Annotated in this window: 25 protein-coding genes, 1 tRNA gene and 1 other RNA gene; 14 read left to right on the forward strand and 13 right to left on the reverse strand. The window is 68.6% G+C overall.

Going from position 1 to position 26,630, the window contains the following annotated elements; genetic code table 11:
• Positions 1-20: 20 nt before the first annotated feature.
• Positions 21-1,298: an aspartate aminotransferase type Ic gene (locus NWF22_RS08610; RefSeq protein WP_160904512.1), complete on the reverse strand. Its 1,278-nt coding sequence runs from the start codon at positions 1,296-1,298 to the stop codon at positions 21-23.
• 64 nt (positions 1,299-1,362) lie between these two features.
• An RNA gene (gene ffs, locus NWF22_RS08615) (signal recognition particle sRNA small type) lies at positions 1,363-1,457 on the reverse strand.
• Between the two features lie 208 nt (positions 1,458-1,665).
• Between ffs and NWF22_RS08620 the strand changes: the two genes are divergently transcribed.
• The 3 genes from NWF22_RS08620 to NWF22_RS08630 all read left to right on the forward strand — a co-directional run bounded on the left by NWF22_RS08620 (position 1,666) and on the right by NWF22_RS08630 (position 4,256).
• Positions 1,666-1,754 (forward strand) — tRNA-Ser (locus NWF22_RS08620).
• A gap of 89 nt (positions 1,755-1,843) precedes the next feature.
• Positions 1,844-2,680 (forward strand): NmrA/HSCARG family protein, encoded by an 837-nt coding sequence (locus tag NWF22_RS08625; RefSeq protein ID WP_160904511.1) that lies wholly within the window; start codon positions 1,844-1,846, stop codon positions 2,678-2,680.
• Positions 2,681-2,864: 184 nt separating this feature from the next.
• Entirely contained in the window at positions 2,865-4,256 is a 1,392-nt protein-coding gene (locus NWF22_RS08630; protein ID WP_160904510.1) for an acyl-CoA synthetase, read from the forward strand.
• A gap of 90 nt (positions 4,257-4,346) precedes the next feature.
• On the opposite strand, the gene NWF22_RS08635 is transcribed toward NWF22_RS08630, so the two are convergent.
• Positions 4,347-5,276, reverse strand: coding sequence for a hydroxymethylglutaryl-CoA lyase (locus NWF22_RS08635; protein ID WP_160904509.1), 930 nt, complete (start codon positions 5,274-5,276; stop codon positions 4,347-4,349).
• Between the two features lie 160 nt (positions 5,277-5,436).
• Here NWF22_RS08635 and NWF22_RS08640 point away from each other — a divergent pair, with 160 nt between their 5' ends.
• Both NWF22_RS08640 and NWF22_RS08645 read left to right on the forward strand, forming a co-directional pair.
• Positions 5,437-6,411 (forward strand): NAD(P)-dependent alcohol dehydrogenase, encoded by a 975-nt coding sequence (locus tag NWF22_RS08640; protein ID WP_160904508.1) that lies wholly within the window; start codon positions 5,437-5,439, stop codon positions 6,409-6,411.
• A gap of 52 nt (positions 6,412-6,463) precedes the next feature.
• Positions 6,464-7,036 carry a GNAT family N-acetyltransferase gene (locus tag NWF22_RS08645; protein WP_160904507.1) on the forward strand — a complete coding sequence of 191 codons (573 nt, stop codon included), beginning with the start codon at positions 6,464-6,466 and terminating at the stop codon, positions 7,034-7,036.
• 25 nt (positions 7,037-7,061) lie between these two features.
• Here NWF22_RS08645 and NWF22_RS08650 read toward each other — a convergent pair whose 3' ends face one another.
• The 7 genes from NWF22_RS08650 to dinB form a co-directional block, all read right to left on the reverse strand.
• Positions 7,062-7,790: a DUF429 domain-containing protein gene (locus tag NWF22_RS08650; protein ID WP_160904506.1), complete on the reverse strand. Its 729-nt coding sequence runs from the start codon at positions 7,788-7,790 to the stop codon at positions 7,062-7,064.
• 26 nt (positions 7,791-7,816) lie between these two features.
• Entirely contained in the window at positions 7,817-9,115 is a 1,299-nt protein-coding gene (locus NWF22_RS08655) for a TrpB-like pyridoxal phosphate-dependent enzyme (RefSeq protein ID WP_160904505.1), read from the reverse strand.
• A 219-nt stretch (positions 9,116-9,334) separates the two neighbouring features.
• Positions 9,335-11,164, reverse strand: coding sequence for a Na+/H+ antiporter NhaA (nhaA, locus tag NWF22_RS08660; protein ID WP_160904504.1), 1,830 nt, complete (start codon positions 11,162-11,164; stop codon positions 9,335-9,337).
• A 93-nt stretch (positions 11,165-11,257) separates the two neighbouring features.
• Positions 11,258-13,648 (reverse strand): phosphoketolase family protein, encoded by a 2,391-nt coding sequence (locus NWF22_RS08665; protein ID WP_160904503.1) that lies wholly within the window; start codon positions 13,646-13,648, stop codon positions 11,258-11,260.
• A gap of 95 nt (positions 13,649-13,743) precedes the next feature.
• Positions 13,744-14,412, reverse strand: a complete 669-nt coding sequence (locus NWF22_RS08670; protein ID WP_160904502.1) for a response regulator — start codon at positions 14,410-14,412, stop codon at positions 13,744-13,746.
• Entirely contained in the window at positions 14,409-14,900 is a 492-nt protein-coding gene (locus NWF22_RS08675) for a sensor histidine kinase (protein WP_373691988.1), read from the reverse strand. Before NWF22_RS08675 ends, NWF22_RS08670 begins: the two co-directional genes overlap by 4 nt.
• Before the next feature lie 144 nt (positions 14,901-15,044).
• Positions 15,045-16,253: a DNA polymerase IV gene (gene dinB, locus NWF22_RS08680; protein WP_160904500.1), complete on the reverse strand. Its 1,209-nt coding sequence runs from the start codon at positions 16,251-16,253 to the stop codon at positions 15,045-15,047.
• A gap of 43 nt (positions 16,254-16,296) precedes the next feature.
• On the opposite strand from dinB, the gene NWF22_RS08685 reads away from it, so the two are divergent.
• Entirely contained in the window at positions 16,297-16,905 is a 609-nt protein-coding gene (locus tag NWF22_RS08685) for a class I SAM-dependent methyltransferase (RefSeq protein ID WP_160904499.1), read from the forward strand.
• Between the two features lie 84 nt (positions 16,906-16,989).
• Here the strand turns inward: NWF22_RS08685 and NWF22_RS08690 are convergent, their stop codons facing one another.
• Together NWF22_RS08690 and NWF22_RS08695 are read right to left on the reverse strand one after the other, a co-directional pair.
• The gene (locus tag NWF22_RS08690; RefSeq protein ID WP_160904498.1) at positions 16,990-18,261 is read right to left on the reverse strand and encodes a GAF domain-containing protein; all 1,272 of its coding nucleotides are present in this window, start codon (positions 18,259-18,261) and stop codon (positions 16,990-16,992) included.
• Between the two features lie 100 nt (positions 18,262-18,361).
• Entirely contained in the window at positions 18,362-19,207 is an 846-nt protein-coding gene (locus NWF22_RS08695) for a helix-turn-helix domain-containing protein (RefSeq protein WP_160904497.1), read from the reverse strand.
• A gap of 37 nt (positions 19,208-19,244) precedes the next feature.
• Here NWF22_RS08695 and NWF22_RS08700 point away from each other — a divergent pair, with 37 nt between their 5' ends.
• The gene (locus NWF22_RS08700) at positions 19,245-19,823 is read left to right on the forward strand and encodes a maleylpyruvate isomerase family mycothiol-dependent enzyme (protein WP_160904496.1); all 579 of its coding nucleotides are present in this window, start codon (positions 19,245-19,247) and stop codon (positions 19,821-19,823) included.
• Between the two features lie 8 nt (positions 19,824-19,831).
• On the opposite strand, the gene NWF22_RS08705 is transcribed toward NWF22_RS08700, so the two are convergent.
• Positions 19,832-20,077: a hypothetical protein gene (locus tag NWF22_RS08705; protein ID WP_160904495.1), complete on the reverse strand. Its 246-nt coding sequence runs from the start codon at positions 20,075-20,077 to the stop codon at positions 19,832-19,834.
• A gap of 97 nt (positions 20,078-20,174) precedes the next feature.
• Between NWF22_RS08705 and NWF22_RS08710 the strand changes: the two genes are divergently transcribed.
• The 7 genes from NWF22_RS08710 (at position 20,175) to NWF22_RS08740 (ending at position 26,568) form a co-directional block, all read left to right on the forward strand.
• Positions 20,175-20,594, forward strand: coding sequence for a YccF domain-containing protein (locus NWF22_RS08710; protein WP_160904494.1), 420 nt, complete (start codon positions 20,175-20,177; stop codon positions 20,592-20,594).
• Between the two features lie 86 nt (positions 20,595-20,680).
• The gene (locus NWF22_RS08715; protein ID WP_202399109.1) at positions 20,681-21,979 is read left to right on the forward strand and encodes an NAD(P)/FAD-dependent oxidoreductase; all 1,299 of its coding nucleotides are present in this window, start codon (positions 20,681-20,683) and stop codon (positions 21,977-21,979) included.
• A gap of 224 nt (positions 21,980-22,203) precedes the next feature.
• The gene (locus tag NWF22_RS08720; protein ID WP_373691989.1) at positions 22,204-22,989 is read left to right on the forward strand and encodes a DUF1365 domain-containing protein; all 786 of its coding nucleotides are present in this window, start codon (positions 22,204-22,206) and stop codon (positions 22,987-22,989) included.
• Entirely contained in the window at positions 22,970-24,325 is a 1,356-nt protein-coding gene (locus NWF22_RS08725; RefSeq protein ID WP_160904493.1) for a class I SAM-dependent methyltransferase, read from the forward strand. The genes NWF22_RS08720 and NWF22_RS08725 overlap by 20 nt, the downstream gene beginning before the upstream one ends.
• Positions 24,322-25,146, forward strand: a complete 825-nt coding sequence (locus NWF22_RS08730) for a DUF1295 domain-containing protein (protein WP_202399108.1) — start codon at positions 24,322-24,324, stop codon at positions 25,144-25,146. The genes NWF22_RS08725 and NWF22_RS08730 overlap by 4 nt, the downstream gene beginning before the upstream one ends.
• Positions 25,143-25,829, forward strand: coding sequence for a sigma-70 family RNA polymerase sigma factor (locus NWF22_RS08735; protein ID WP_233752084.1), 687 nt, complete (start codon positions 25,143-25,145; stop codon positions 25,827-25,829). The genes NWF22_RS08730 and NWF22_RS08735 overlap by 4 nt, the downstream gene beginning before the upstream one ends.
• Positions 25,822-26,568: an anti-sigma factor gene (locus NWF22_RS08740; RefSeq protein ID WP_160904492.1), complete on the forward strand. Its 747-nt coding sequence runs from the start codon at positions 25,822-25,824 to the stop codon at positions 26,566-26,568. The genes NWF22_RS08735 and NWF22_RS08740 overlap by 8 nt, the downstream gene beginning before the upstream one ends.
• Positions 26,569-26,630: the final 62 nt, after the last annotated feature.

A 26,630-nucleotide genomic window follows, 5' to 3' on the forward strand; every position in this document is an offset into this window, starting at 1 on the left:
TTCACTGCGGTCTGGATGCGTCAGGAATCGCCGGGCGCGAGCAGCGACTCGGTGGCGGCCAGCAGCACGCAGGTGGCCACGCCGTCCATGGCCTTGGCCAGGTCGTCGGTGGTCGGGAACGTCGGCGCCAGGCGGATGTTGCGGTCGTTCGGGTCCTGCTTGTACGGGAACGCCGAGCCGGCCCCGGTCAGGGCGATGCCGGCCTGCTTGGCCAGCTCGATGACGCGCCGTGCGGTGCCGTCGACGACGTCGAGGTTGATGAAGTAGCCGCCCTCGGGCTCCGACCAGGTCGCGACCTTGGACTCCGCGAGCCGGTCGTCGAGGATGTCGAGGACCAGACGGAACTTGGGCGCCAGGATCTCGCGATGCTTGGCCATGTGCGCGCGCACGCCGTCGGCGTCGCCGAAGAACTTGATGTGGCGCAGCTGGTTGACCTTGTCCGGGCCGATCGTCTTGATCGACAGGTGCTTCTTGAACCAGTCGAGGTTTTCCGTCGACGACCCGAAGAAGGAGACGCCGGCGCCGGCGAAGGTGATCTTCGACGTCGAGCCCAGCACGAACACCCGGTTCGGGTTGCCGGCGGCCGCGGCCATCTCCAGGATCGGTAGCGGTGTCGGCGGCGCCTCGACCAGGGTGTGCACTGCGTAGGCGTTGTCCCAGTAGATGCGGAAGTCGTCGGCGGCGGGCATCTCCAGCAGCCGGCGGGTCACGTCCTCGCTGAACGTGACGCCGGTCGGGTTGGAGTAGGTGGGGACGGCCCACATGCCCTTGATGGACGGGTCGTCGGCGGTCAGCGCCGCGCACGCGTCGACGTCGGGGCCGTCGGGCAGCATCGGCACCGGGATCATCTCGATGCCGTAGGTCTCGGTGATCGCGAAGTGCCGGTCGTAGCCGGGCGCCGGACACAGGAACTTGACCTTCTGGTCTCTCCACGGCCGGTCTGAGTCCACCGTTCCGCTGAGCAGCGAGAACACGGTGAGATCGTGCATCACCTCGAGGCTGGCGTTGCCGAGGGCCATCAGGTGGTCGGGATCGACCGCGAACAGCTCCCCGAAGATCTGCCGGAGCTCGGGCAGCCCCACGACGCCGCCGTAGTTGCGGGTGTCGGTGCCCGCGGCGTCGCGGTACTCGTCGCCGGGCAGCGCCAGTAGCTTGTTGGACAGGTCGAGCTGCTCGGGCGCCGGCTTGCCGCGGGTGAGGTCGAGCGAAAGACCGGCCGCGCACAGCGCGTCGTAGAGCTTTCGCAGGTCGGATTGGGTTTCGCGAAGTTGGTCGGCACTCATCGAGTGGTAGTTCAACGCGGGGACCTCTCCGTGACACCGGTGTCGGTGGGCGGCGCCTCAGGTGTTCGTCTCGAGAATCTGTAGGGGACCCCGCGCACCCGAGAGAGCCCGTTGACCCTTGCTGCCTTCCGGCCCTGGGGGAGTTCACAGGATGCACGCCGCGCGGGATCCGCCGACCAGTGTAGCGGGAGGGCCCCCTCGCCAGACAAACCGGTCACCGTCGACACTCCTACCCCGGCAGACCTCACCTCTCGCCACCGACCGCCGACGCGCGGAAGGTCCCTGGCCACAAGCGGCGTCTCTGCGTCTTCTGCCGTTCGGCCGCCATCCGCCGGACGCCCGATTTTGGGTTGCACCCCCCTTGGCCGCTATCATCCCCGGTGGAGGATTCGCCTAGTGGCCTATGGCGCTCGCCTGGAACGCGGGTTGGGTTAACAGCCCTCAGGGGTTCGAATCCCCTATCCTCCGCCACGCAATCCGTGGTCGTTCCCGTCGGCAACCGTCGAAAACGGCCACGGATTCGTCGTTTCGGCCCCGATGCACCCGGGTAGCTTGAGTTCATGACCTACGTAGTGCTCGGCGCAACCGGCGGTCAGGGTGGTGCAGTGGCCACCGAACTCCTCGAGGCCGACATGCCGGTCCGTGCCGTGGTCCGCGATCCTGACGCCAAACGGGCGGTAGAGCTCGCCACCCGCGGCGTCGAGCTGGTGTTCGGCGACATGGTGAGCGGCGACGGACTGGTCGACGCCTTCGTCGGGGCATCGGGCGTCTTCGCGTTGACGACGCCGTTCGAGACCGGTGTCGAGGCGGAGCTGACCCAGGGGGCGGCGATCCTGGACGCCGCGCGGCTCGCAAACGTCCCCTACCTCGTCTTCTCTTCGGTGGCCGGCGCCGACCGCGGCACCGGGGTGCCGCACTTCGAGAGCAAGTACCGCGTCGAGCAGGCACTCGGCGACAGCGGCATTCCGCACACCATCGTCGGACCGACCTATTTCTACGACAATCTGCTCGGCAGCGTCGACGCCCTGTCGGCCGGGATTCTGCCCATCGCCATGCCGGCCGACAAACCGTTGCAGCAGCTCTCCCGGCGTGACCTCGGCCGTTTCGTCGTCGAACTGTTCCGCAATCCAACCACCTATGTGGGCGAGCGAATCGACATCGCCTCCGACACGATGACACCGGATCAGATGGCAGCCGCGTTGTGCACCGTACTCGCGCACGAAGTGCACGCCGAATCCTTTGATCCCGAACGCATCCCGTCGCCGGACATGAGCGCGATGTTCGAGTTCCTGGGTCGGGAGGGATACCGCGTGGACATCCCCGCTCTACACCAACGCCTTCCAGGTGTGGGGTGGCAGTCGTTCGCCGATTGGGCGGCAATCCAGTTCGGCGCGTGACACAGTTCGGGCCCGACACAACACAGTGCGTCAGGCCCGAAGCTGGAAGTTTGGACAAGACCGGGGGTTTCTGTAATCACCCGGCCTCTGGTTCAACAAGCGAGTTACAGCATCGCGTGAACGTGCCGTCACCGTATCAGGCGGCCGCCCCCGTCGGCCAATCGTCGTCTGGGAAACTGGGCTGGTGCTGTTCCCGACGCTGACGCCCAACGCCCCCGACCTCGCCGACGCGATCACCGTCGGCGACGACCGACTGTCTCGCGAGGACCTCGTCGGCGCCGCCACCGCCGTTGCGGAACGGATCGGCGGTGCGCACACGCTCGCCGTGCTGGCCCGGCCCAGCATCGACACCGTGCTGGCGATCGCCGGCTGCCTGATCGCCGGTGTCGCCGCGGTGCCCGTGCCCCCGGATTCCGGCGCCCGCGAACTCGACCACATCCTCACCGATTCCGGTGCGCAGGCCTGGCTCGGTGCAGCTCCCGACGACCCGGCGCTGCCGGTGATCCCGGTCCGCCGCTATGCCCGTTCGTGGCATCGCCACCCCGAGCCGCCCGAGACGTCGACGGCCCTGATCCTGTATACGTCGGGCACCACCGGCCTGCCCAAGGGTGTGCCGATCTCGCGGCGGGCCATCGCCGCCGGACTCGACGCGCTCGCCGACGCCTGGCAGTGGACAGCCGACGATGCTCTGGCACATGGCCTTCCGCTGTTCCACGTGCACGGCCTGATCCTCGGCGTGCTGGGACCGCTGCGGCGCGGTGGCCGGCTGATCCACACGGTGAAGCCACGTCCGGAGAACTACGCAGCGGCTATGGACCTCGGTGCGTCGATGTTCTTCGGCGTGCCCACCGTGTGGACCCGTGTTTCCACTGACGAGGCTGCGGCACAGCGACTTTCGTCGGCACGCCTGCTCGTGTCGGGTAGTGCCCCGCTGCCGGTGCCGGTGTTCGACCGCATTCACGCGCTCACCGGGCACGAGATCGTCGAACGCTACGGCATGACCGAGACGATGATCACCGTCAGCACCCGTGCCGACGGGGAACGCCGCCCCGGCTGGGTGGGGCTGCCACTCACCGGCGTGGAGACCCGAATCCGCGAGGGCGACAACGATCTTCCGCATGACGGCGAAACCGTCGGCGACCTGCACGTGCGCGGACCGATGATGTCGTCGGGCTACCTCAACCAGCCGGCCAAGAGTGCCGAATCCTGGCTCGCCGACGGGTTTTTCGCTACCGGCGACGTCGCCGTCGTCGACCCGGACGGGATGCACCGCATCGTCGGCCGCCGGGCCACCGACCTGATCAAGTCGGGCGGCTATCGGATCGGCGCCGGCGAGATCGAGACCGTCCTGCTCGGACATCCGGCCGTCGACGAGGTCGCGGTGATTGGTGTCCCCGACGACGACCTCGGTCAGCGCATCGTGGCGTATGTGGTCGGTGACCGCGTCCCCGACGCCGAACTCATCGACCACGTCACCACCGAACTCTCGCACCACAAACGTCCCCGCGAGATCCGATTCGTCGACGGGCTGCCGCGCAATGCCATGGGCAAGGTGCAGAAGAAGCTGCTCGACTGACCGGCACACAGTTTTCGTCCCCTGGACTCCCCAGACCCGCTGCGAGTTCAGCGGGGACTCGTGCGGACCGGGAGGACGAACCGATGCGCGTCAGCTCGCGACCGACGGCACCGGGAAACCGCCGGCGTGCAGCACCGACGACGGTAGCCGCCTACCGAACCGGGCCTGCAGCCATTCGCCCGCCTCCTGCAGCAGCACGACGTCGAGGCCGTGGGAGATCCCGCTGCGCTCAAGGGCGTAGACCAGGTCGTCGGTGGCGATGTTGCCGGTCGCGTTCGGCGCGAACGGGCAACCGCCGATACCGCCGAGGCTGGCGTCGAGGATGCTGACGCCGGACTCGACCGCGGCAAGCGCGTTGCCGATCCCGCAGCCCCGGGTGTCGTGGAAATGGGCGCGAAGGGCGGTGCCGTCGGATGCGAGCTCCGCCGCGACCGCGAAACGCTCCCGCACATCGCGGGGCACCCCGACCCCGATGGTGTCGGCCAACGACAGCTCCGTCGGCGGCTCCACCAGCACCGCATCGAGCACCGAGCGCAGCCGGTCGATCGTCACCTCACCCTCGAACGGACAACCGAAGGCCACGGCGATGGTCAGGTTCGCGGTGACGCCCGCCTCCCGGGCGGTCTGCGCGATCCGTCTCCAGATCTCCACCCCGCCGGCGACATCGGTGCCCTGATTACGATTGCTGAAGGTGTCGGTGCAGTGCACCACCGCATTGATCTCGCCGACGCCGGCCGCAAGCGCCCGGTCCAGGCCCCGCTCATTGAGGACCAGCGCGCTGTAGGTGACTCCCTCGACGGGCCGAAGTAGTCCCACGAGATCCTCGGCGTCGGCCATCGCCGGGACCTTCTTCGGATGGACGAAGCTGGTGACCTCGACGTTGCGCGCACCGAAATCCACCGCGCGCCGCACCAGCTCGAGCTTCTCGTCGGTCGACAACGACACCGTCTCGTTCTGCAGACCGTCGCGCGGTGCCACCTCGACGATCGTCACCTGCCGCTCAGCCGATGTGACGCTCATGCGCCCACCCTATCGAGTCGCCGGGTCCGCGGCTCCAACCCCTTTCGGCGGCCGAGCGTGTGGCCAAGCCGTCGAGCGGGCGCTGCAACCACCTTGACGAACTTACATCGTAAGTCTACGGTGAAGCGGGTACACTTACAACGTAAGTTCGGGAGAGACGATGAGAGCAATCACCCAGGTCGACTACGGCAACAGTGACCGACTCCGGCTGGACGAGGTCGAGCGCCCCGTGCCCGGCGACGCCGAGGTATTGGTCAGGGTCCATGCCGCCGGCATTGACCGCGGCACGTGGCACCTCATGACCGGAAAGCCCTACCTCTCACGCCTGATCTTCGGGCTGCGCCGGCTGCGGCCTCGATGGTCAACCCCCGGCCGTGACCTCGCCGGCACCATCGCGGAGGTGGGCCCCGACGTCCAGGGGTGGTCGGTGGGCGATGAGGTGATCGGCACGGCCGACGGGTCACTGGCCGAATTCGCCGTGGTGCCGGTCAAGCGACTGGCCCGCAAGCCGGCCAGCGTCTCCTTCGAGGAGGCTGCGGTGCTTCCGGTGTCGGGACTCACCGCACTGCAGGCCGTGCGCGACGCGGGTCGGGTGACCTCGGGCAACCGTGTGCTGGTGATCGGCGCATCGGGCGGTGTCGGTTCCTATGCCGTGCAGATCGCCGCGGCGTTCGGCGCCGACGTGGTGGCCGTGGCCAGCGGTCGGAAAGCCGAGTGGGTGCGGTCGTTGGGCGCACAGCAGGTGATCGACTACACCCGCGACGACATCGGCGTCTCGACCGGCCCGTTCGACGTCATCATCGACATCGCGGGCAATCGAGAAGTCTCGGACCTGCGACGCCTGCTGACCACGCGCGGCACCCTCGTCATCGTCGGTGGCGAAGGCGGCGGAAACCTGTTGGGCGGCATCCAACGTCAGCTCGGCGCGATCCTGCTGTCGCCGTTCGTCAAGCACCGGTTGGTCGGCATCATCGCCAAGGAGAGCGCCGACGACCTCGCCGTACTGAGGTCGATGGTTGAGGCCGGCACACTACGCCCCACCCTGGACCGCACGTTCGCGCTGTCCGAGGCCGCGAAGGCGATGGATTACCTCACCGAAGGGCAGGTGCGCGGCAAGCTCGCCGTGTCGATCTGATCCGAACCGAACCGGTCTTGCGTACCGCCGCTGATCGGACCATCGTGGACGCATGCCCGTCACGGTGCGCCCTGCATCTGTGTTCGCCGACATCGCGACCATGGTCGGGCCGAAGAACCCGGATTCCAACGTCTGCTGGTGTCTGAGCTATCGGATACCGAACAAGCTCAACCGTGACCTCAGGCGGCAGGAACGCGGCGCGTACGTGAAGCAGCTCTGCGAGAGCGGAATTCCACTCGGGGTACTCGCCTACGATGGAGACAACGTGGTCGGTTGGGCAGCGGTCGCTCCCCGTGCGGACACCGCATTTGCCTCCAACCGGAAGATCCCCCACGTCGACGATCTCGACGTCTGGTCGGTGTGGTGTATCCGCGTGCGACCGGGCCATCGCAAGCAGGGCATCTCGCATTCGCTACTGGCCGGGGCGGTCGACTTCGCCCGGGAGAACGGCGCACCGGCCATCGAGGGCTACCCGGTGGACAACCGCGGGGAGAAGGTGGACCTCACGATGGCGTATGTGGGCACCCGGAAGTTGTTCGAGGACGCCGGTTTCGAGTGGGCGGCCGACACCACGTCGGTGCTCAACCGATTTCCGCGGGTCCTGATGCGACGCGACCTGATGTAGTCGCTCGCTCATTGTGGGAGCGACCTCAGATCAGCTCGTCCAGCCCGCAGTCCGGTACGTGAATCCACCCCTCCCGCGCCGCCACCTCCCGGTCCGCGCCCTCAGGCAGGCGAGTACGCCCCAGCGCCGCGGCCCGCGCGATCAGCGCGGTGATCACCGCGTCGAAGGCGTTGTCGTCGACCCTGAGCAGTTCCCGGTATGCGCCACAGTCCAACCACGGTGCCCGCGTGCTCACCGTCCCGTACGACGCGGCGAGCACCTCACGGCGCGCCACCCCTTTGTAGCCACGATGCGTGAGCCCCCAGTGCTTGAGTGCCGCAGCCGGATACGCCTCCACCGCCCAACCCTCGACACGGTCGGTGACGCCCAGGTCGGCGAGTAGTCCGGCGCACCGGAAGGCGACGTGGGCGATCTGGTCGGCGGAAACGCTCAGCGGGTTGCCGAGCTTTGCCGCCGCGACCACGCGGTCGGTCCGCCGGTAGGCCAGCGGCCGCCGATGTTCGATGTCGTCGAGCCGGCGACCGGACTCGAGCCGACCACGGTGTTGCGCCACAACGAGATCCACGAAGGCATCCGGCCAGCCGAACGGGGCGTCGATGCCGATGCGTTCGGCGCCGACCACGAGTTCGGTGATCCGCTCATCGTCGGCCGGCATGGCCAGCTCGACGAGTCGCGCCATCCCGTCGACCCATTCAATGACCGCGACCGCCGTGCGTGCCGGTGATGCGGCGAGGTCGACTCCCGCGGTACGCATGCGTATCCGGACGACGGTAAGGGTCGTCAGAACTTCCCGTCGAGGAACTCCGCGTAGGCCGGCAGGTCGAGCTGTCCGTGACCGGACAACCCGATCACCACGACCTCCTCCTTGTCGCTGTTCGCGACGTGGGCGGCGCAGGCGGCGATCGCATGGGTCGACTCCGGCGCCGGGACGATGCCCTGCGACCGTGCGAACTGCACACCGGCACTGAATGCATCGTGCTGGCTGATGGCGGTGCCCTCCACCAGGCCGAGTTCGACGGTGTGGCTCAGCGCGGGCGCCATGCCGTGGTAGCGCAGGCCGCCGGCGTGGATCGGGTCCGGCACGAAGTCCATGCCGAGGGTGTGCATCTTGAGCAGCGGGGTCAGCCCGGCGACGTCGCCGTGGTCGTAGCGGTACTCGCCCTGGGTGATCGAGGGGCACGCGGCGGGTTCGGCCGCGACGATGCGCGGGTTCGACCGACCATGGATCTTCTCCCGCAGGAACGGGAACGACAACCCGGCCAGGTTGGAACCGCCGCCGGCGCAACCGAAGACGACATCGGCGCCCTCCTCGACGGCGTTGAGCTGCTCAACCGCTTCCACACCGATCACACTCTGGTGCAGCACCACGTGGTTGAGCACGCTGCCCAGCGCATACCGGGTGTCCGGATCACCGGCGGCGACCTCGACGGCCTCGCTGACCGCCATGCCGAGGCTGCCGGTGGTGTTCGGGTCCTTGGCCAGCATGGCACGTCCCGACTCGGTGAGATCCGACGGCGACGGGTGCAGCGTGCCGCCGTAGGTGCGGATCAGGTGGCCGCGGTACGGCTTGGAGTCATAAGAGGCGCGGACCTGCCACACCTCGATGTCGATGCCGAACTGGGCGCCGGCGAATGCCAGCGCGCTGCCCCACTGGCCGGCGCCGGTCTCGGTGGTCAGTTTCTGCACGCCGTCGACGCTGTTGTAGTAGGCCTGCGCGACCGCCGAGTTGGTCTTGTGACTGCCGACCGGGCTGACACCCTCGTACTTCACGTAGATGTGCGCCTTGGTGTTGAGCGCTTCCTCGAAACGCCGCGCCCGGATGAGCGGCGACGGCCGCCACATCCGGTAGATCTCCCGGACCGGCTCGGGAATCTCGATGTAGGCGTCGGTCGACACCTCCTGCGCGATCAACCCGGCCGGGAACAATGCCGCGAGGTCGTCGGGCCCCACCGGCTCCTTGGTGCCGGGGTGCAGGTGCGGTGGGATCGGGGTCTCGAGTTCGGCCGCGAGGTTGTACCAGTGCGTGGGCACCCCCACGGTCACCAGATCTGGGTTGGTGGCGTCCACGTTCATCGTCATGTAGGTCACCATAGCGGGCCGCGTGAGCTGGGTCGTATGCCCTCGAGCCCGAACCCGGTCCGGACGCGGCCCCGCGTGTCCGCGAGCATCACCGCTCAGGGCCCTCGGCTGCATATTCCATCCGGGCCGGCTCAGCGGTGATCCCGCCGGACACGGTGGATCGGGTGGTGGCTTCCAGCCCGGACCGGGCACCCCTGTGCGCAGGAACAGGGGTACCGACTACGACCGTCGCCGCGCCGCCGACTGTGCGTCGCGGTTCTCCTCCAGCGCCGCGATCACGGTACGCGCGTCGTGCGGGCCCCGGTGCCGACGACCGTTGAGGAAAAACGTGGGGGTGCCGCGCGCTCCGCTGGCCTGGGCGCTCCGCTCGTCGTCGGCGATGCGACCGGCGAGTTCGGCACTCTCGAGATCGAGCACAAACCTGTTCACGTCGAGTTCGAGTTGTTCGGCGTAGCCGAACAGGTGCTCGGATTCGAGCTGGGCCTGGTTGGCGAACAGCAGGTCGTGCATCTCCCAGAACCTGCCCTGCTCGCCGGCCGCCTCCGCGGCGAGCGCCGCGAGATAGGCATGCGGGTGGTAGTCGTAGATCGGCAGGTGTCGCACGATGTAGCGCACCTCGTCGCCGAAGTGCGCGTGCACGTCGTTCCACATGCCGGTTGTCCGGGCGCAGAACGGGCATTCGAAATCCATGAACTCGACCACGGTGAGCGGGGCGTCGACCGGCCCGCGCACATGGTCGACCTCGGGGTCGACGGGCGGGTCCAGGGTGATGGGCAGGTCGGCGGTCGTCTCGCCCCATTTCACCCGGGCACGGGTGAAGATCAGCCAGCCCAACGCGGCGGCAAACACCATCGCCAGCAGCACACCGACGGTGGCCTCGGCTGCCTGGGTGGTGTCGGTGAACGCCAATCCCACGATGAGCAGGGACACGGTGAAGCCGATGCCGGCGAGCGCCGAACCGCCCAGCAGGCTGCCCCGTCCGACGCCCTCGGGGAGCCGGCCGAGTCCGGCACGCACCGCCAGCCAGGCGCCCAGCGAGATGCCGAGGAACTTGCCGAGCACCAGGCCCGCGACCACACCCCACGTGATGGTCGAGGCGAACGCATCGGTCAGCACGCCCCCGCCCAGGGCGATACCGGCGTTGGCGAGCGCGAACACCGGCACCACGAACAGCGACACCGGGGCCCGCAGCACATCGTGGAGTCGCTGGTTCACCGAGATCGATCGGGCCAGTCCGCTGCGGGCGGTGCGCGCGACGGTGGCCTCCGGTGACTGCCAGTAGTCGCGGAACAGCGCCTTGGCCGACTCGACGTGGCCGCGCTCGGTCGCGCGTGCCGGCACCAGCAGACCGGCCGCCATCCCGGCGAGCGACGGATGCACCCCCGACGCCAGCGTCGCCGCCCACACCACCACGACGAGCGTGACGTACGGGGCGCTGCGCCAGACCGTGGTCCGCGACAACAGCCACAGCCCGACGAGACCGGCGATCGCGATCGCCAGCGCGACGATGTCGAGGTCGTCGGAGTAGACGACACCGATGATGGAGACCGCGAGGAAGTCGTCGACCACGGTCAGCGTCAGCAGGAACACGCGCAGTTGGTTGGACAGCCGCGGGCCGAGGATCGCGAGTGCGCCCAGCAGGAAGGCGGTGTCGGTGCCGACCACGACACCCCAGCCGTCGGCGGCGTCACGGCCGGCGATCAGCAGATAGATCACCGCGGGCACCACCACACCGGACACCCCGGCGACCAACGGCACCATCGCGCGCCGCCGATCGCGCAGCGAACCGACGGAGAACTCCTGACGCACCTCGAGTCCGATGACGAAGAAGAACAGCACCATCAGGCCGTCGTTGATCCAGTGCTGCAGCGACATGTCGACGCCGTGCTCGCCGAAGGACAGCCCCACGTCGGTGTGCCACAGTTCGGCATAACTGTCCGACGGCAGATTGGCCCAGATGAGCGCAATGACGGTGACGGCGACGAGCAGCGCCGCGCTGCCGGTCTCGGTTCGCAGCCAGTCGCTCAACCGCCGTGTCCGCACCACCATCCGGCAACTCCCTTCGCACCGATGACGACCGACACGGCGTCACACCCGATCATCATCGACAACGGCGGGACTCCGCGCATTCCCGATGGCTGCTCAGGCCCAGGTCCAGTCCTGAATGTCGGGGAGGTCCTCGAAGTGTTCGCGGACGTAGTCGTGGTGGAGCGCGAGCCGGCTGCGGCAATGGTCGGCGAGTTCGTCGCTGCGTTCGGGTACGCGACGCGCACGACGCAAGGCCTCGAGGACCAGGTGATAGCGGCTCATCTTGTTGAGCACCACCATGTCGAAGGGTGTGGTGGTGGTGCCCTGTTCGGTGAAGCCCCGCACATGGAATCGGTCGGCGTCCGGCCGCCCGTGCAACAGCTGGTGCACGGCCCGCGGATACCCGTGGAAGGCGACCACCACGTGCCCGTCCTCGGTGAACAGGTCGACGAAGTCGTCGTCGGCCATGCCGTGTGGGTGATCGGCGTGCGGCAGCAACGCCATCAGATCCATCACGTTGACGACACGGACGCGCAGGTAGGGCACCCATTCCCGCAACAGCTGGGCCGCAGCCAGGATCTCTTGGGTGGGCACATCACCGGCACCGACGAGCACGATGTCGGGATCGTCGCCGCTGTCGCCCTCGGTGCCGGCCCATTCCCAGATCGACGCCCCGGCCGCGGCCTGCTCATTGGCCTCCGCCAATGAGAGGTACTGCAGGTGCGGCTGTTTGTCGACGACGATCAGGTTCACGTGGTCGCGGCTTCCGAAGCAGTGCTCGGCGATGGACAGCAGCGAATTGGAGTCGGGCGGCAGCCAGATCCGCGCCACGTCGGACGCCAGCGGCATCACCGCATCGATCAGTCCCGGACCCTGATGGGAGAAGCCGTTGTGGTCGTTGCGCCAGCACGTCGAGGTCAGCAGGATGTTCAACGACGCCACCGGCTCGCGCCAGCTCAGCTGCACTGCGTGCTGCAACCACTTGGTGTGCTGGACGAGCATCGAGGCGCTGATCATCGCGAACGCCTCGTAGGAGGCGAACAGGCCGTGCCGTCCGGTGAGCAGGTAGCCCTCCAACCAGCCCTGACACAGGTGTTCGCTGAGCACCTCCATCACCCGGCCCGACGACGCGAGCTCGTCGTCGAATTCGTTGGTGGGCAGTTGCCAGCACCGATCGGTCACGTCGAACACGGCGTCCAACTTGTTGCTGGCGGTCTCGTCCGGACAGAACAGCCGGAACGTGCCGCCGCCGTCGTCGGTCGTGTTCGCGGTGTAGATGTCGCGCATGTACTCGCCGAGCACCGTGGTGGTCGGATGGGTGGTGGCACCGGGTTTGTCGACGTCGACGGCGTAACGCGCGATGGGCGGCAGCTTCAGCGGGGCGAGCAGACGGCCGCCGTTCGCGTACGGGGTGGCGCCGAGCCGCAGGTCCCCGTCGGGCGCGAGTGCGGCGATTTCCGTGACCACCGCGCCGGCGTCGTCGAACAGTTCGTCGGGCCGGTAGGAGCGCAGCCAGTTCTCCAGTTGGCGCAGATGCTCGGGGTTGTCGCGCACCCCCGACAGCGGCACCTGGTGGGCGCGATGGGTGCCCTCGATGCGTTGGCCGTCCACCTCGTGCGGCCCGGTCCAGCCCTTCGGGGTGCGCAACACGATGGCCGGCCACCGGGTGGCCTTGCTGGGTTCGCCCGCCCGGGCTGCCGCCCGGATCTCCCGGATCGTACTGTGGCTGTGATCGATTGCGGCTTTCAGATCGCTGAACACCTCGCGCGGGTCGTCGCCCTCCACGAACACCGGAGACCACCCCTGACCGCCGAGGAAATCGGCGATATCGGCGTCGGGACTGCGGCCGAACACGGTGGGGCCGGCGATCTTCGCATCGTTGAGATGCAGGATGGGCAGCACCGCGCCGTCGCGTTCGGCGTTCAGGAAGGCAGGCAGCTTCCACGACCCGGCCAGCGGCCCGGTCTCGGCCTCGCCGTCGCCGATGACGCAGGCCACGACGAGATCGGGATGGTCGAAGGCGGCGCCGGCGGCGTGGGCCAGGGCGTAGCCGAGCTCCCCGCCCTCGTGGATGCTGCCGGGTGTCGGCACGCTCACGTGGCTGGGAATTCCTCCCGGAGTGGAGAACTGACGGCAGAGCCGACGCACTCCGCGCTCATCTCGGCCGACCTGGGGATAGAACTCGGTGTAGGTGCCCTCGAGGTAGGTGTTGGCGACCAGCGCCGGTCCGCCGTGTCCGGGCCCGGTGATGTAGAGCCAGTGCGAGTCGGTCTCGCGGATCACCCGATTGAGGACCGTGTAGATCGCCGAGAGGCCCGGGCCGGTTCCCCAGTGCCCGAGCAGCCGCGGTTTGATGTGGTCGACGGTGAGCGGCTGGCGCAGTAACACGTTGTCCTGCAGGTAGATCTGCGCCGCGGTGAGGTAGTTGGCCGCATCCCACCAGCGCAGATCGGCGGACAGGTCGGCATCGTCGTAGGTCTGGTCGGCGGTTCGGGCTGTGGTCATCAGGACCCCTTCGTCGCGCTGTCGGACGTGGCCTCGTTCCCTTGACGGCTCCATGGTGCCAGACGCCTCCGAGCGCGAAGACCGATCGCGGTCTCCTACCCGGGCAACCGGTACTCCTGCCGCGGCCGCCCGGTGCTGCCGTACTGCAACGACATGGTGAGTCGCCCGGTGTTCACCAGGTGCGCGAGATGTCGGCGCGCCGTGGCCGGTGACACCCCGACCGCCGACGACACCTGGTCGGCGAACAACGGTCCGTGCGATTCGGCGAACATCTCCAGGATGCGGTGTTCGGTGGGAGACGCGGCATCGGCGCGGTCCGAGGCGCGGGTGCCGAATCGCATCGCCGACAACGCGGTGTCGACCCTATGCTGGTCGACGACGTCGGCGGCGAGGACACGGCGGTACTGGGCGTAGCCCGCGAGACGACGAGCCAGTTCGGTGTCGTCGAACGGTTTGATCAGGTAGGCCAACGCGCCCGCCCGCATCGCGGCGCGCACCGCACGTGCATCGGTCTCCGCACCGACGATGAAGCTGTCGCACGGCAGTTCGGCGACCAGGTCGATGCCCGACCCATCCGGGAGGTAGACGTCGAGCAGGACGAGATCGATGGCGCTGCCGTAGTTGGCCAGGGCTGCGTGAGTCGCCGCGACACTGCCGGCCCGGTCGATCACCCGGAACCCGCGGACCGCCTCGACGATGCTCGCGTGCAAGGTCGCCACCCGGAAGTCGTCGTCGACGATGAGTACACCCAGCTCGTTGGTCATCGGATTGCATCGCTCCCATCGTTGGTCACCTCGGCGGCGTCGAACACCTCGCGCAGTCGGGCCACCGGTAGCGCACCGCCGCCGTCGTCACCGGGATCGGCGACCCAGATGTCGCCGCCGCCACGTCGGGCCATCTGCCGTGACAGCGCCAGACCCATACCGCGCCCGCCGGGCACGGTCGCCGCCGATTTGGTGGTCATGCCCTCGATCAAGATCTCCTCCGGGTCGTCGCACGGGATACCCGGCCCGAAATCGGCGACGCTGATGAGCAGGTCGTTGCCGTCGGTGATCACCTCCACCTCGACGACTCCGTGCTTCGTGTCGTCGAGCGCACACGCGTCGATCGCGTTGTCAACGAGGTTACCCAACACGGTGGTCACCACAACCGGGTCGCGCAGAGTGCCCGAATCCACTTCGCGGGTCAGCTGGTCCCGCACCGATTCGCCGAGGGTCCCACGATCGGTGGTGACCTCTTCGTTGCCGGCCATAGCGTTCGACGGGTCGGTGAAGACGCGCTGCGGAAGGGCACGGCTCCTCGCTGCCCAGTCCCAACTACGTCCAACCGCCGGTCGAGTAGCGCCCGAGCCCCTGGGCGAGGGGACGTATCGAGACCCCCGCCGCATCCCACACACTCAGTCCGGCAGCATCGGCGCATCGTCGCCGTGGTGGCGGCCAACCAGGACCGCCCGGGTCACCGCATCCCGACCGAACCGGTTGCGCAGCGCATCCATCGCGACGTCCAGGTCGGCGGCGTGGTCGGACTCGAATGGCAGGCTCAGCTGCACGCTGTCGTGGTCGTCGAGATTGGTCAGCGACAACCCGATCAGCGTGCACCCGCGCTCCCGGATCAGCGGCATCGCCTCGTCGAGCAGGCCACGGGCGACGGCCATGATGATGTCGGTGCGGTCGGTGGATTCCAGGAACGAGCGTGACCGGGTGGCCCGGGCGAAGTCGTCGAACCGCAGCCGCAGCACCACGGTGCGGCACACCCGTTCCGCGCCGCGTAGCCGTTTGCCCAGTCGTTCGACGATGGCGACCAGCGTGGCCTCGATATCCGCCTCGGTCTTCGGCCGACGCCCCAACGCACGCTGAGAACCGATCGACCGGCGCCGACGACCCGTCTCCACCCGCCGCGGATCACGCGCCATCGACAACGCGTACAGATGCCGCCCCGCACCACCACCCAGCAGACTGCACAGGCCACGCTCGCCGAAGGAGGCGAGATCCCCCACCGTGCGGATGCCGGCATCGGCGAGTTTGCCCTCGGTGACCGCGCCGACACCCCACAGTCGACGCACCGGCAGCGGATGGAGGAACTGGAGTTCGGTGCCCGGAGACACCTCCAGCAGACCGTCGGGTTTGGCGACGGCGCTGGCCACCTTGGCCAGGAACTTGGTACAGGCCAGGCCGACGGTGATCGGCAGGCCCACCTCCGTGGCGACGCGGCGCCGCAGCTGAGCCGCGATCTGCACCGGTGTGCCGCTGATTCTGCGCAGGCCGCCGACGTCCATGAACGCCTCGTCGACAGAGATGCCCTCGACGATGGGCGTCACGTCGTCGAAGATCTCGAACACCGCACGGCTGGCCTCCATGTATGCGTCGAACCGGGGCCGCACCTCGATCGCGTCGGGACACAGCGCCCGCGCCTCCCGACCCGACATCGGTGTCCGCACCCCGAACGCCTTGGCCTCGTAGCTGGCCGCGAGCACCACCCCACCACCCACGATGACCGGCCGTCCGCGCAGTCGCGGGTCGTCGCGCTGCTCGACCGAGGCATAGAAGGAGTCCAAATCGGCATGCAGAATCGTGGCCTCCGACCGCTCCCTACGCTCGATGCGCATAGAACATATGTTCGCATGGACGTCCGACAAGTACGGTCGGAGTATGAGCGAGCACGCACACGGCGACATGGACGGCGCAGCGGAGTGGGACCAGCGGTACAGCAACGCGGATCGTCTCTGGACGGCCGACGTCAACCCGGCGCTGGTCGCCGAGATCTCCGAGGTCACGCCGAGTACCGCACTCGATGTCGGGTCGGGTGAGGGCGCCGATGCCCGCTGGCTCGCCGACCGGGGCTGGCGGGTGATCGCCGTCGACATCTCCCAGGTGGCCATCGATCGGGCCCGCGAGACCGATCCTCGGGAGGCCACCACGTGGCTGCGGGCCGACCTCACCGTCGACGAGATCCCCGGCCGCGACTTCGGCCTGGTGTCGCTGCAGTACTTTCCGGTCGCCCGCGCCGACGAGGCCACCGTGCGCCGCATCATCGACGCGGTGGGCCCCGGCGGACGACTGTTGGTGGTGGCGCACGAGGCCGAGGGCATCCGGGCGCACGGCCGCAACCCGGACGACTACTTCCAGCCCGCCGACTTCGCCGCGCTGCTGGGTGAGGGGTGGACGGTTGTGACCGACGAGACCCGCGAACGGGGCGTCGCTGCCGGCGGTGGTGCACACACCCACGACGTGGTGTTGCACGCCCGACGCGACGCGTAGCCGACCCGACCGGCGGGTTATCGCTCCCCGATTGTGGTCTCGCTTCCTCGAGCGAAGGCGCGAGAACGAAACCGAGCAGCGACGTCAGACCCCGTAGCGCTTGTCCAGCAGCCGGATTCGCCCACCCACCACAGCGCGGTCCGGATGTCCGGCCGGCAAACGATGTTCAAGGCGGCGCCAGGCGACGAGGTCGTCACGTCCATGGGTCGACGACGTCCACTTGCGCAGCGCCGCAACGTCGCCTTGCGCGATCAACCGCGACCGCAGGTCCTCGCGGAGTTCCTCGAACAGTTCCACGACACCCGGCGCCGACGATTCGGCGAGCAGTCCACCGCGACCGAGCAGATCGATCGCTGCGCCCAGGTCACCACCGGCGCCGATCCGGTCACGGACCGCCGAGACATCCGAGCTCAGTTCAACGGTCAGTCGATAGGGCCGCGATGCGACCACATCGGTCCCCAGATCCCTGCGCAGCCGGGAGATCTCGGCTCGCACGGTGACCGGGTCGACCCCGTCCTCGGCGAGCAGCAGGGCGAGTTGCTCGGTGTTGAGGCCCTCCGGAAACGCCTCCAGGAGCAGCAGGATCTCGGCGTGACGACGCGACAGACTGCGCTCGCTTGCGCCCGCTCGCCACAGGTAGCCACCTGAGCCCAGCACCGACAGCCGAGCCCCGACCGGCGCCGGCGAGAAGGTGGCCGGATCTGCGAGATCCACTGCACGCGATTGCAGTTCGCGTTCCACCGCAGCCACCACCGAACGCACCGCGGCCAGCGCGAACGGCGCGGCCACCTCGCGTCCGCCGGTGACGTCGATGACGCCGATGACGTGGCCGGTCATCGGATCGTGCACGGGTGCGGCGGCACAGCTCCACTGCTGGACGGGTCCGGCGAAGTGCTCGGGGCCCACCACCTGCACGCCGCGGTCCACCGCGAGCGCCAAGCCGGGAGCGTTGGTGCCCACCACCTCCTCACTCCACAACGAGCCCTCGACGAAGTTGATGTCGGCGGCCTTGTCGCGCGCGTCGGTGGCACCCTCGACCCACAACAGCCGGCCGGCCTGATCGGTGAGCGCCACCACCACACCGGTGTCGGCGATGTCGTCGAGCATCAGCGACTGCACCAGCGGGCGCACCGCGGTGATCGGGTGGGCGGCGCGATACTCGGCGAATTCCGCCGCGGTCATCGACACGGCGTCGTTGTCGGGCACGGCCTCGCCGGGGTTCACGCCGCGGCTCACCGAACGCGCCCAGGAGTCCCGCACCAGCGAACGCACCGAGTCGTCGGCGGGTGTGATACCGGACAGGAAGTCCTCATACGCCCTGCGGACACGAGAGGACGCCGAGACAGAATCGCTCATCAGCCCTCCGTAATCGGTCTCATCTGCTCCGATCGTGCCGCCCGGAGTGGTGGGGGCACCACGACCCCCGTCCAGTAAGCCTAGCGTGATCCAGATCTCTCTAAGAGAATCGCGCGGCAAACCGGCCCGGGGTCATCCCGGTGACCGTACGGAAGTCGCGCACCAGGTGGGCTTCGTCGGCGTAGCCCAGTTCGGCCGCGATCACTGCGAGGGTGGTATCGGCGCCGCGCAGCCGCTCGGCCGCCTCCTGCAGCCGCCGCCGCTGGATCAGCCACTTCGGGGTCAGCCCGAGTCGCCGCCGGGTGAGTCGCTGCAGGCTGCGTTCGGTGACGTGAAAGCGGTCGCAGATCTGGGTCACCGACGTCACCGACGAGTCGCCCTCGACATACTCGACGATCGCGTTGATCAGCAGCCCGTCGTCGTCGGCCGGCGCGAACCCACGAATCCATGCTTCCACCAGGTCAGTGGCCTCGTGCTGTCGGCTCGGTTCGTGCGGGTCGGGCGTCATCACCGCCCGCACGTCGGTGGTGAGGGTGGTCCCGGCCGCGCCGGCGGGTGCGGACAGATCGCCGAACCGGTCGGTCCAGTCGGACACCGCGCCGCCGGTGATCAAGGCGCCCGCGGCCGGGGTCAGCATCGTCCCGATGGCCCATCCGTCGCCGGTGAGCACCGTCTCCGACAATCCGGTCACGACGCCGTAGAACCGGGAGTACTCGGCGGTCACCACCACCAGGCAGACCGGATACTGCAGCACCCGCTGGGGTGCCTCGGCGCCCGGTGGGACCGACCAGATCGGCACCCAGAATCGCCTGATGAGGTCGGTGAGATCGGGCGACGGCGCCCACCGGCCGATCGCGAACGACGTGTCCTGCGGGTCGACGAGGTGGGCGCGTTCCACGTCGTCGATCCGGGTCCCCGCGGGCTGCCCCGAACTGTCGGATTTCATCAATCCCCGCTCCGGTCGGTCTGGCTACCGTTCCATCATGACCACCACCACTGACAATGCACACGGCTCCGGCACCGATCTGGGTGCCCGCTACCGCTCACTGGCCGACGGTTTCGCCACCGTTCTCGACGCCATCCCCACTGACGGCTGGTCGGCGGACTCACCGTGCGACGGGTGGACGGCACGCGACGTGGTCGCCCACGTCATCGACACCCAACGCAGTTTCTTCGACGGCCACGGCATCGAGCTCGGCCAACGGCCGGACCTCGACGACCCGGCCGCCGCGTGGCATATACACAGCACCGCCGTCGCCACCCGACTCGACGATCCCGCCGTCGGCGACCTGGCCTTCGACGGCCACTTCGGGCCCACCACCATCGGTGAGACATTGCTGCGCTTCTACGGATTCGACATGGTGGCCCACCGCTGGGACGTGGCGAACGCCGTCGGCCACGATCTGCGGTTCACCGACGACGAACTGACCTTGATGGAAACCGCAGCAGCCGGATTCGGACCGGCGCTTTACGGCGACGGCGTGTGCAAGCCCGGAGTCGAGGTGGCGCCGGACGCCGACCGGCAGACGCGGCTGCTGGCGACGCTGGGACGTTCCGCCTGAGGTGACCCCTACGGAATCCACCCGTTGCGCCGCGGATGACGTGCGCGCAGAAAGCTGTACAGGTACGTACTGAGCAGCAGCACGGCCCCGGTGATCACCGCCGGCCACAGGAACTGGTTGTTCATGCTGTCGCGGACCGCGGCCACCGCCCAACCGATCGCCAGCAGCACCAGCGCGATCGTCGCCAACATGCGCACGACGAGCACAAGGGTGGCCAGCACCGCCCACACCGCTTCACGCCCCCGGTCGGCCATGGCGCCAGCGTAACGGGCCCGCGAACAGATCTCCCTACGGCCGCCCCGACCGCCCGACTTCTCGACGCCGGGCCGACCGGTGGCGGACAATGGACACATGAAGACCATCCTCAACGTGATCTGGCTCCTGCTGTGCGGTGTGTGGATGGCGATCGGGTATGCAGTGGCCGGGATCATCTGTTTCATCCTGATCATCACCATCCCGTTCGGCATCGCGTCGTTCCGGATGGCCAACTACGCGTTGTGGCCCTTCGGCCGCACCGTGGTCCGCAAACCCACCGCGGGTGCGATGTCGCTGATCGGCAACATCATCTGGCTCGTCGTGGCGGGCATCTGGCTGGCCATCGGCCACATCGTCACCGGCCTGGCGATGTGCCTGACCATCATCGGCATCCCGCTGGGCATCGCGAGTTTCAAGATGGTGCCGGTGTCGCTGCTGCCGCTCGGCGCCCAGATCGTCTCCACCGACAGCGACGTCGGCGCCGGTGGCGTCCCCGTGCAGCGACCGGCGTACTGAATCGGCGATGACCACCCCGGACGGCTCGGTGGCAGGTCACAGCACGCTCGACCCATCCGAACGGGTCCCGGTGCCGAAGACCGGACATGAGCAGAACTTCGTCCGGGTCAGTCGCGGTGATCGGCAGTGGTGTCGCCGGGCTGACCGCAGCGCACCTGCTGGCCGACCAGCGCACCGTGACCCTTTTCGAAGCCGACGACCGCCTCGGTGGGCACGCCCATACGCACGATGTGACGATGCCCGACGGGCAGGTGATCCCCGTCGACACCGGGTTCATCGTGCACAACGACCGCACCTACCCGACGCTGCTGCGCCTGTTCGCCGATCTCGATGTCGCGACCCAGGACACCGACATGTCGATGTCGGTGCGCTCGGAACTCACCGGCCTCGAGTACGCCGGGGCTCTCGGACTAGGTGGGTTGTTCCCCACCGCGCGCAACCTGACGCGCGGGCGCTACCTGATGATGCTCGGCGAGGTCACCCGCTTCCATCGCAGCGCCCGACGACTCCTCGACACCCCGGATTCCGACGAGCCGATCTCGGAATTCGTCGCCCGCGAACGCTTCTCCCCGTACTTCGTCGACAACTTTCTGGTCCCACTGGTGGCGGCCGTGTGGTCCTGTGACGCCGACCTCGCCGCCGAGTACCCGGCTCGCTACCTGTTCACCTTCCTCGAACACCACGGCATGCTGTCGGTGTTCGGCTCACCGACCTGGCGCACCGTGGTCGGCGGGTCGGCGCGGTATGTGGCCAAGATCGCCGACCGGATCGATGCGACCGGCGGTAACGTGCGCCAGAACACTCGGGTCCGCGCGGTCGAATCCGACGACGACGGGGTCCGGGTCACCACCGACGCCGGGCACGAATCCTTCGATGCGGTGGTGGTCGCGACCCACCCGCATCAGGCGCTGGCCATGCTGACCCGGCCCACCGCTGCGCAACAACGCACTTTGGCCGCGATCCCCTACTCCGTCAAACACGCAGTGCTGCACAGTGACACATCGCTGCTGCCGAGAGCGCGCCGCGCGTGGGCGTCGTGGAACTACCAGATCCGCCCGGACGGGTCCGATGTCGCGGTCACCTACGACCTCACCCGACTCATGCGGCTGCCCACCGATCAGCCGCGCATGCTGGTGACGATGGGCCGCACCGATCTGGTCGACGAGTCCACGGTGATCGACGAGATGACCTACGAGCATCCGGTGTACACCAACGAATCCGTTGCTGCCCAGGCACTGCTGCCCGACGCGAACACCGACCGCATCGCGTTCGCCGGCGCCTACCACGGGTGGGGATTTCACGAAGACGGAGCCGTGTCCGGGCTGCGTGCCGCGCAGCATCTCGGCGCGACGTGGCCGGCCACCGAACCCGAGGTGTCGGTATGACCGACACCCGCGTGCAGCCGATGTCCACCGCTCGCCCAGCTCGGTGGCCGAGCACCCGAGCCGCCCTGAATAGGTGGTCGAGTAGCGCCCGAGCCACCCCAAGCAGGTGGTCGAGTAACGCCCAAGCCACCCCAACCAGGTGGTCGAGTAGCGCCCGAGCCGCTAGGCGAGGGCGCGTATCGAGACCACGTGACGAGACCGCGCCTCCCCCCACCCCGTCAATCGTGCCCACCCGTATCCGGCACGCCCGCACCTCACCGATCCGGCACGGGTTCACCCACCGCAGCGTGTCCTGGCTGATCGACGTCGATCACCCACCACGTCCCCGACGGTGGCTGCGGCCCTTCGCGCACTTTCGGCCCGCCGACCACTTTCCACACCCGAGCAGCCCCGACGACACATTGCGCAGCCGACTCGACACCCAGCTCGCCGCCGCCGACATCGCACCGCCCACCGGTCGGGTGGTGGCGCTGTTGTCACCGCGGGTGGCCGGGCATGTGTTCAATCCGCTCAGCGTGTACTGGTGCCACCATCGCAACGGGACGCTCGACGTCGTCGTCGCCGAGGTGCACAACACCTACGGCGAACGACACTGCTACGTGGTGCGTCCCGACGAGCACGGAGATGCACTGGTACCCAAGGAGTTCTACGTTTCTCCGTTCAACGACGTGAACGGCACCTACCGACTGCACGTGCCGCCGCCGAGCGCCGACGGCCGGGTCGCGGTGTCGGTGACCCTGCACCGTGAGGGCCAGGACCCGTTCACCGCATCCGTCGCCGGCCGGGCTCGTCCGGCCACCACGGCCGAGATCATCCGGACCCAGGTGCGCGCGCCGTTGGCCCCGCTGCTGGTGTCCGCACGAATCCGGGTGCACGGAATCCGACTGTGGCTCAAACGACTCCCCGTCATCGCACGCCCGGCCCACCGCACTTCCCTGACCACTGCCGGATGCACCACATCCGGCACCCCCGTCTCGCGAAAGGACGACCATGAACGCTCCGCTCCGTGACCTCTCCGGCGACTCCGCCGACCATCGCACCCCCGACGACACCGACAGCACCGCATCCGATCTGACGCCCGCCGAGGCTGCGCGTTGGCCGGACGTCGCGCAGCCGCCACGAGGACGAACCACCGCCATCCGAAGCGCTGCGGCCGCCCGACTGTTCCGCCATGCCGTACGCGGCGTGGATGTCCGGGTCGAGCTGCCCGACGGCACCGTGCTGGGCAACCACGGCGATCGGGTGCTGCCACGGATGATCATTCGCCGACCGGTCGAGTTCGCCCGGCGGGTGGGTGCCGGCGGCTTGATCGGCTTCGGGGAGTCATACATGGCCGGCGACTGGACCACCGACGACCTGGTCGGTGTCCTGACGCCGTTCGCCACTCGGGTGGCGCGGCTCGTGCCGCGGCCCCTGCAGACGCTGCGTTCCGTCGTCCTGCCGAAACATCCGGAATCAGAAGAGAATTCCACCAAGAACACGCGGCGCAACATCGCCCGTCACTACGACCTGTCCAACGATCTGTTCGCGCTGTTCCTCGACGAGACGATGACCTACTCGAGCGCACTGTTCGCCGACCTCGAACGCGGGACCCGGCCGCCGTGGTCGGATCTGGAAGCCGCGCAGCACCGCAAGATCGATCGGCTGTTGGATGCCGCCGGGGTCGGCCCGGGTACTCGTCTGCTCGAGATCGGCACCGGCTGGGGCGAGTTGTGCCTGCGTGCCGCCGCCCGTGGTGCGACGGTCCGCTCGGTCACCCTGTCGTCGGAGCAGCAGGCCCTCGCCCGCCAACGAGTCGCCCGGGCCGGCGTCGCCGATCGCGTCCAGATCGATCTGTGCGACTACCGCGCGGTGCGGGGTGAGTACGACGCGGTGGTGTCGGTGGAGATGATCGAGGCCGTCGGCGAAAAGTACTGGCCGATCTACTTCCAGACGATAGACCGCGTGCTGGCACCGGGCGGTCGAGTCGCCATCCAGGCGATCACCATGCCGCACGACCGGATGGTCGCCTCCCGCAGCACCTACACCTGGGTGCACAAATATATCTTCCCCGGCGGCCAGTTGACCTCGCTGAAAGCCCTCGACGCGGTGACCCGCCGCCACACCTCACTGCGCCTCACCGAACGCGCGGCGATGGGCCGGCACTACGCCGAGACGCTGCGCCTGTGGCGGGAACGGTTCACCGCGCGCCGCGGCGAGGTCGCCGCGCTCGGATTCGACACCACCTTCCGGCGCATGTGGGAGTTCTACCTCGCCTACTCCGAGGCCGGCTTCCGGGCCGGCTATCTGGACGTTCGCCAGCTCGTCTTCACCCGGGACGCACCCCGACAAAGGGGCCGACGATGATCCCGGGCATCTCGCCTTGGGCGGCATTCGGGATCATCACCGCGGCGGCGCTGATCTTCCTGGTGGTGCTGCACGGCGTCACGATGGCGATCGGCCATCGCATCGGCCGCTACAACGTGGTCGACGTGTCGTGGGGGCTCGGCTTCGTCGGGATCTCCTGGCTGGCACTGATCCTCGGTCCCGGCGATGCCACCCGACGCTGGCTGCTCGCCGCGCTCGTCAGCGTGTGGGGTCTGCGGCTGAGCTGGCACATGTATCAGAAGTCGGCCGGCAAGGGCGAGGACCCCCGCTACACCGAGATGCTGGAACGCGCCGGCGGCTCCGGCGTCGCCGTCGTGGCCCGCAAGATCTTTGCCACCCAGGGCATCTCACAGTGGTTCGTGTCGCTGCCGATCCAGGTCTCGGCGGTGGTCGGCGCCACCACCGGCGTGTGGACCGTCGTGCTGGTCGCCGGAGTCGCGCTGTGGTTGGTGGGCTTCACCTTCGAAGCCGTCGGCGACGCCCAGCTGCGCCGGTTCAAGGCCGACCCGGCGAACAAGGGCAAGATCATGGACCGCGGCCTGTGGTCGTGGACGCGCCATCCCAACTATTTCGGCGACTCCAGCGTGTGGTGGGGTGTGTGGCTGATCGCGGCCAGCAGCTGGCCCGGAGTCTTGACCGTGCTGTCGCCGGTGGCGATGACCTACTTCCTGGTCTACGCGACCGGCGCGCGGCTGCTCGAGCAATCGATGAGCAAACGACCCGGGTACCCCGAGTATCAGGAGCGCACCTCGTACTTCCTGCCGCTGCCGCCGCGAACACGGGCGGGGTCCGCGCCATGATGCTGCTCGCACCCGGCGGGTCGGCGCCCGGCCGGGTCGGGGCGGGCAAGTCGTTGAGGGTCGGCCGCCCGCCTACTAGGCTGATCGACGATGACGACCGAGTGTGCGCGGTGACCGCAGATCCCGCATCCGACGTGGCCGTGCTGCCGGCCCTGCTCGATCGGATCGCGACCGGCGACTCCGAGGCCTTTGCACGCTTCTATGACCTGACCTGTGACCGTGTGTACGGCATGGTGTTGCGGGTGTTGCGCGACCCCGGGTTCAGCGAGGAGACCACCCAGGAGGTGTTCCTGCAGGTGTGGCGTTCGGCGCACTCGTTTGATCCCCACGCCGGGTCGGCGCTGTCCTGGCTGATCACCCTCGCCCACCGCCGCGCCGTGGACCGGGTGCGGTCGGAGTCGGCCGCCACGCGGCGCGACGTCAACTACGGCCTGGCCGGCATCCCGTCGACCTTCGACGAGGTCACCGAGGCCGTCGAGTCCCGTGAGGTCACCCGCGAGGTGATCGGCTGCTTGGAGACACTAACCGACGTGCAGCGTCAGTCCGTGGACCTCGCCTACTATCACGGCCTCACCTATCGGGAGGTCGCCGAACGTCTCTCTGTCGCCTTGCCGACCATCAAATCGCGCATCCGCGACGGCCTCAAGCGGCTGCGACAGTGTCTGGGGGATCGTGATGCCTGACGACGAACTCCTCGATCTCGCCCCTGTGGTGGGCCTCGACGCCCTGGACGCTGCCGAACTCGCCGAGCTGCAGGGCCGCCTGGACGCCGAGACGCCCGAGGTCCGCGCGGCATTCGACCGGCAGGTGGCCGCCACGCGGGAGGCGATGGCCGGTGTCAGCCACGTGACCGCGACGACGCCCCCCGAGACGTTGCGCGACCGGGTGCTCGCCGCCGCACGCGCCGAGGCCGAGCCGGCGACGAGCGCCACCGACGAGGCCCAGCCGACCGCGACGGTGATCCCGCTGCATCGCCGGCGCCGCCTGATGTATGCCGCCGCCGCGGCTGTGGTGGCCGTGGCCATCGGTGCCATCGGTTGGGTGGTCGGCGTCGCCACGACCTCCGAGGACTCATCCCCACAAACCGCCGAGCAGGTGTTCGCGGCAAAGGACGTGCGCACCTCCTCGGGTGATGTCGCGACCGGCCGCGCGACGGTCACGTATTCACCGACCGCAGACGCGGGCGTGTTGGTGATGAACGACGTCCCGCCACCTGAGCCGGGCACGGTCTATCAGATGTGGCTGGTCGGTCCGACCGGCGAAACGTCGGCGGGCACGATGACCGACCAGGACGTCGCGCCATCGACCACCGCGGTGATCGACGGCCTCGGTGACGCCACCGCCCTGGCCTTCACCGTCGAACCACCCGGCGGGTCGACCCAACCCACCGGCCCCCTCGTGGCCGAGTTGCCGTTGAGCTGATCAGAACAGGTCACCGGTCTCGATACGGCACTCGCCTGGCGGCTCGCACCTACTCGACCAGC

It is taken from the genome of Gordonia mangrovi, assembly GCF_024734075.1.
Lineage (GTDB): Bacteria > Actinomycetota > Actinomycetes > Mycobacteriales > Mycobacteriaceae > Gordonia > Gordonia mangrovi.

What these genes read in the sequence shown, in the direction of transcription:
- NWF22_RS08625 (WP_160904511.1), top strand. Translation starts at nt 1,844, where the DNA reads ATGACCTACGTAGTGCTCGGCGCAACCGGCGGTCAGGGTGGTGCAGTG.
- NWF22_RS08635 (WP_160904509.1), bottom strand. Translation starts at nt 5,276, where the DNA reads ATGAGCGTCACATCGGCTGAGCGGCAGGTGACGATCGTCGAGGTGGCA.
- NWF22_RS08640 (WP_160904508.1), top strand. Translation starts at nt 5,437, where the DNA reads ATGAGAGCAATCACCCAGGTCGACTACGGCAACAGTGACCGACTCCGG.
- NWF22_RS08645 (WP_160904507.1), top strand. Translation starts at nt 6,464, where the DNA reads ATGCCCGTCACGGTGCGCCCTGCATCTGTGTTCGCCGACATCGCGACC.
- NWF22_RS08650 (WP_160904506.1), bottom strand. Translation starts at nt 7,790, where the DNA reads ATGCGTACCGCGGGAGTCGACCTCGCCGCATCACCGGCACGCACGGCG.
- NWF22_RS08655 (WP_160904505.1), bottom strand. Translation starts at nt 9,115, where the DNA reads ATGACGATGAACGTGGACGCCACCAACCCAGATCTGGTGACCGTGGGG.
- nhaA (WP_160904504.1), bottom strand. Translation starts at nt 11,164, where the DNA reads ATGGTGGTGCGGACACGGCGGTTGAGCGACTGGCTGCGAACCGAGACC.
- NWF22_RS08665 (WP_160904503.1), bottom strand. Translation starts at nt 13,648, where the DNA reads ATGACCACAGCCCGAACCGCCGACCAGACCTACGACGATGCCGACCTG.
- NWF22_RS08670 (WP_160904502.1), bottom strand. Translation starts at nt 14,412, where the DNA reads ATGACCAACGAGCTGGGTGTACTCATCGTCGACGACGACTTCCGGGTG.
- NWF22_RS08675 (WP_373691988.1), bottom strand. Translation starts at nt 14,900, where the DNA reads ATGGCCGGCAACGAAGAGGTCACCACCGATCGTGGGACCCTCGGCGAA.
- dinB (WP_160904500.1), bottom strand. Translation starts at nt 16,253, where the DNA reads ATGCGCATCGAGCGTAGGGAGCGGTCGGAGGCCACGATTCTGCATGCC.
- NWF22_RS08685 (WP_160904499.1), top strand. Translation starts at nt 16,297, where the DNA reads ATGAGCGAGCACGCACACGGCGACATGGACGGCGCAGCGGAGTGGGAC.
- NWF22_RS08690 (WP_160904498.1), bottom strand. Translation starts at nt 18,261, where the DNA reads ATGAGCGATTCTGTCTCGGCGTCCTCTCGTGTCCGCAGGGCGTATGAG.
- NWF22_RS08695 (WP_160904497.1), bottom strand. Translation starts at nt 19,207, where the DNA reads ATGAAATCCGACAGTTCGGGGCAGCCCGCGGGGACCCGGATCGACGAC.
- NWF22_RS08700 (WP_160904496.1), top strand. Translation starts at nt 19,245, where the DNA reads ATGACCACCACCACTGACAATGCACACGGCTCCGGCACCGATCTGGGT.
- NWF22_RS08705 (WP_160904495.1), bottom strand. Translation starts at nt 20,077, where the DNA reads ATGGCCGACCGGGGGCGTGAAGCGGTGTGGGCGGTGCTGGCCACCCTT.
- NWF22_RS08710 (WP_160904494.1), top strand. Translation starts at nt 20,175, where the DNA reads ATGAAGACCATCCTCAACGTGATCTGGCTCCTGCTGTGCGGTGTGTGG.
- NWF22_RS08715 (WP_202399109.1), top strand. Translation starts at nt 20,681, where the DNA reads ATGAGCAGAACTTCGTCCGGGTCAGTCGCGGTGATCGGCAGTGGTGTC.
- NWF22_RS08725 (WP_160904493.1), top strand. Translation starts at nt 22,970, where the DNA reads ATGAACGCTCCGCTCCGTGACCTCTCCGGCGACTCCGCCGACCATCGC.
- NWF22_RS08730 (WP_202399108.1), top strand. Translation starts at nt 24,322, where the DNA reads ATGATCCCGGGCATCTCGCCTTGGGCGGCATTCGGGATCATCACCGCG.
- NWF22_RS08735 (WP_233752084.1), top strand. Translation starts at nt 25,143, where the DNA reads ATGATGCTGCTCGCACCCGGCGGGTCGGCGCCCGGCCGGGTCGGGGCG.
- NWF22_RS08740 (WP_160904492.1), top strand. Translation starts at nt 25,822, where the DNA reads ATGCCTGACGACGAACTCCTCGATCTCGCCCCTGTGGTGGGCCTCGAC.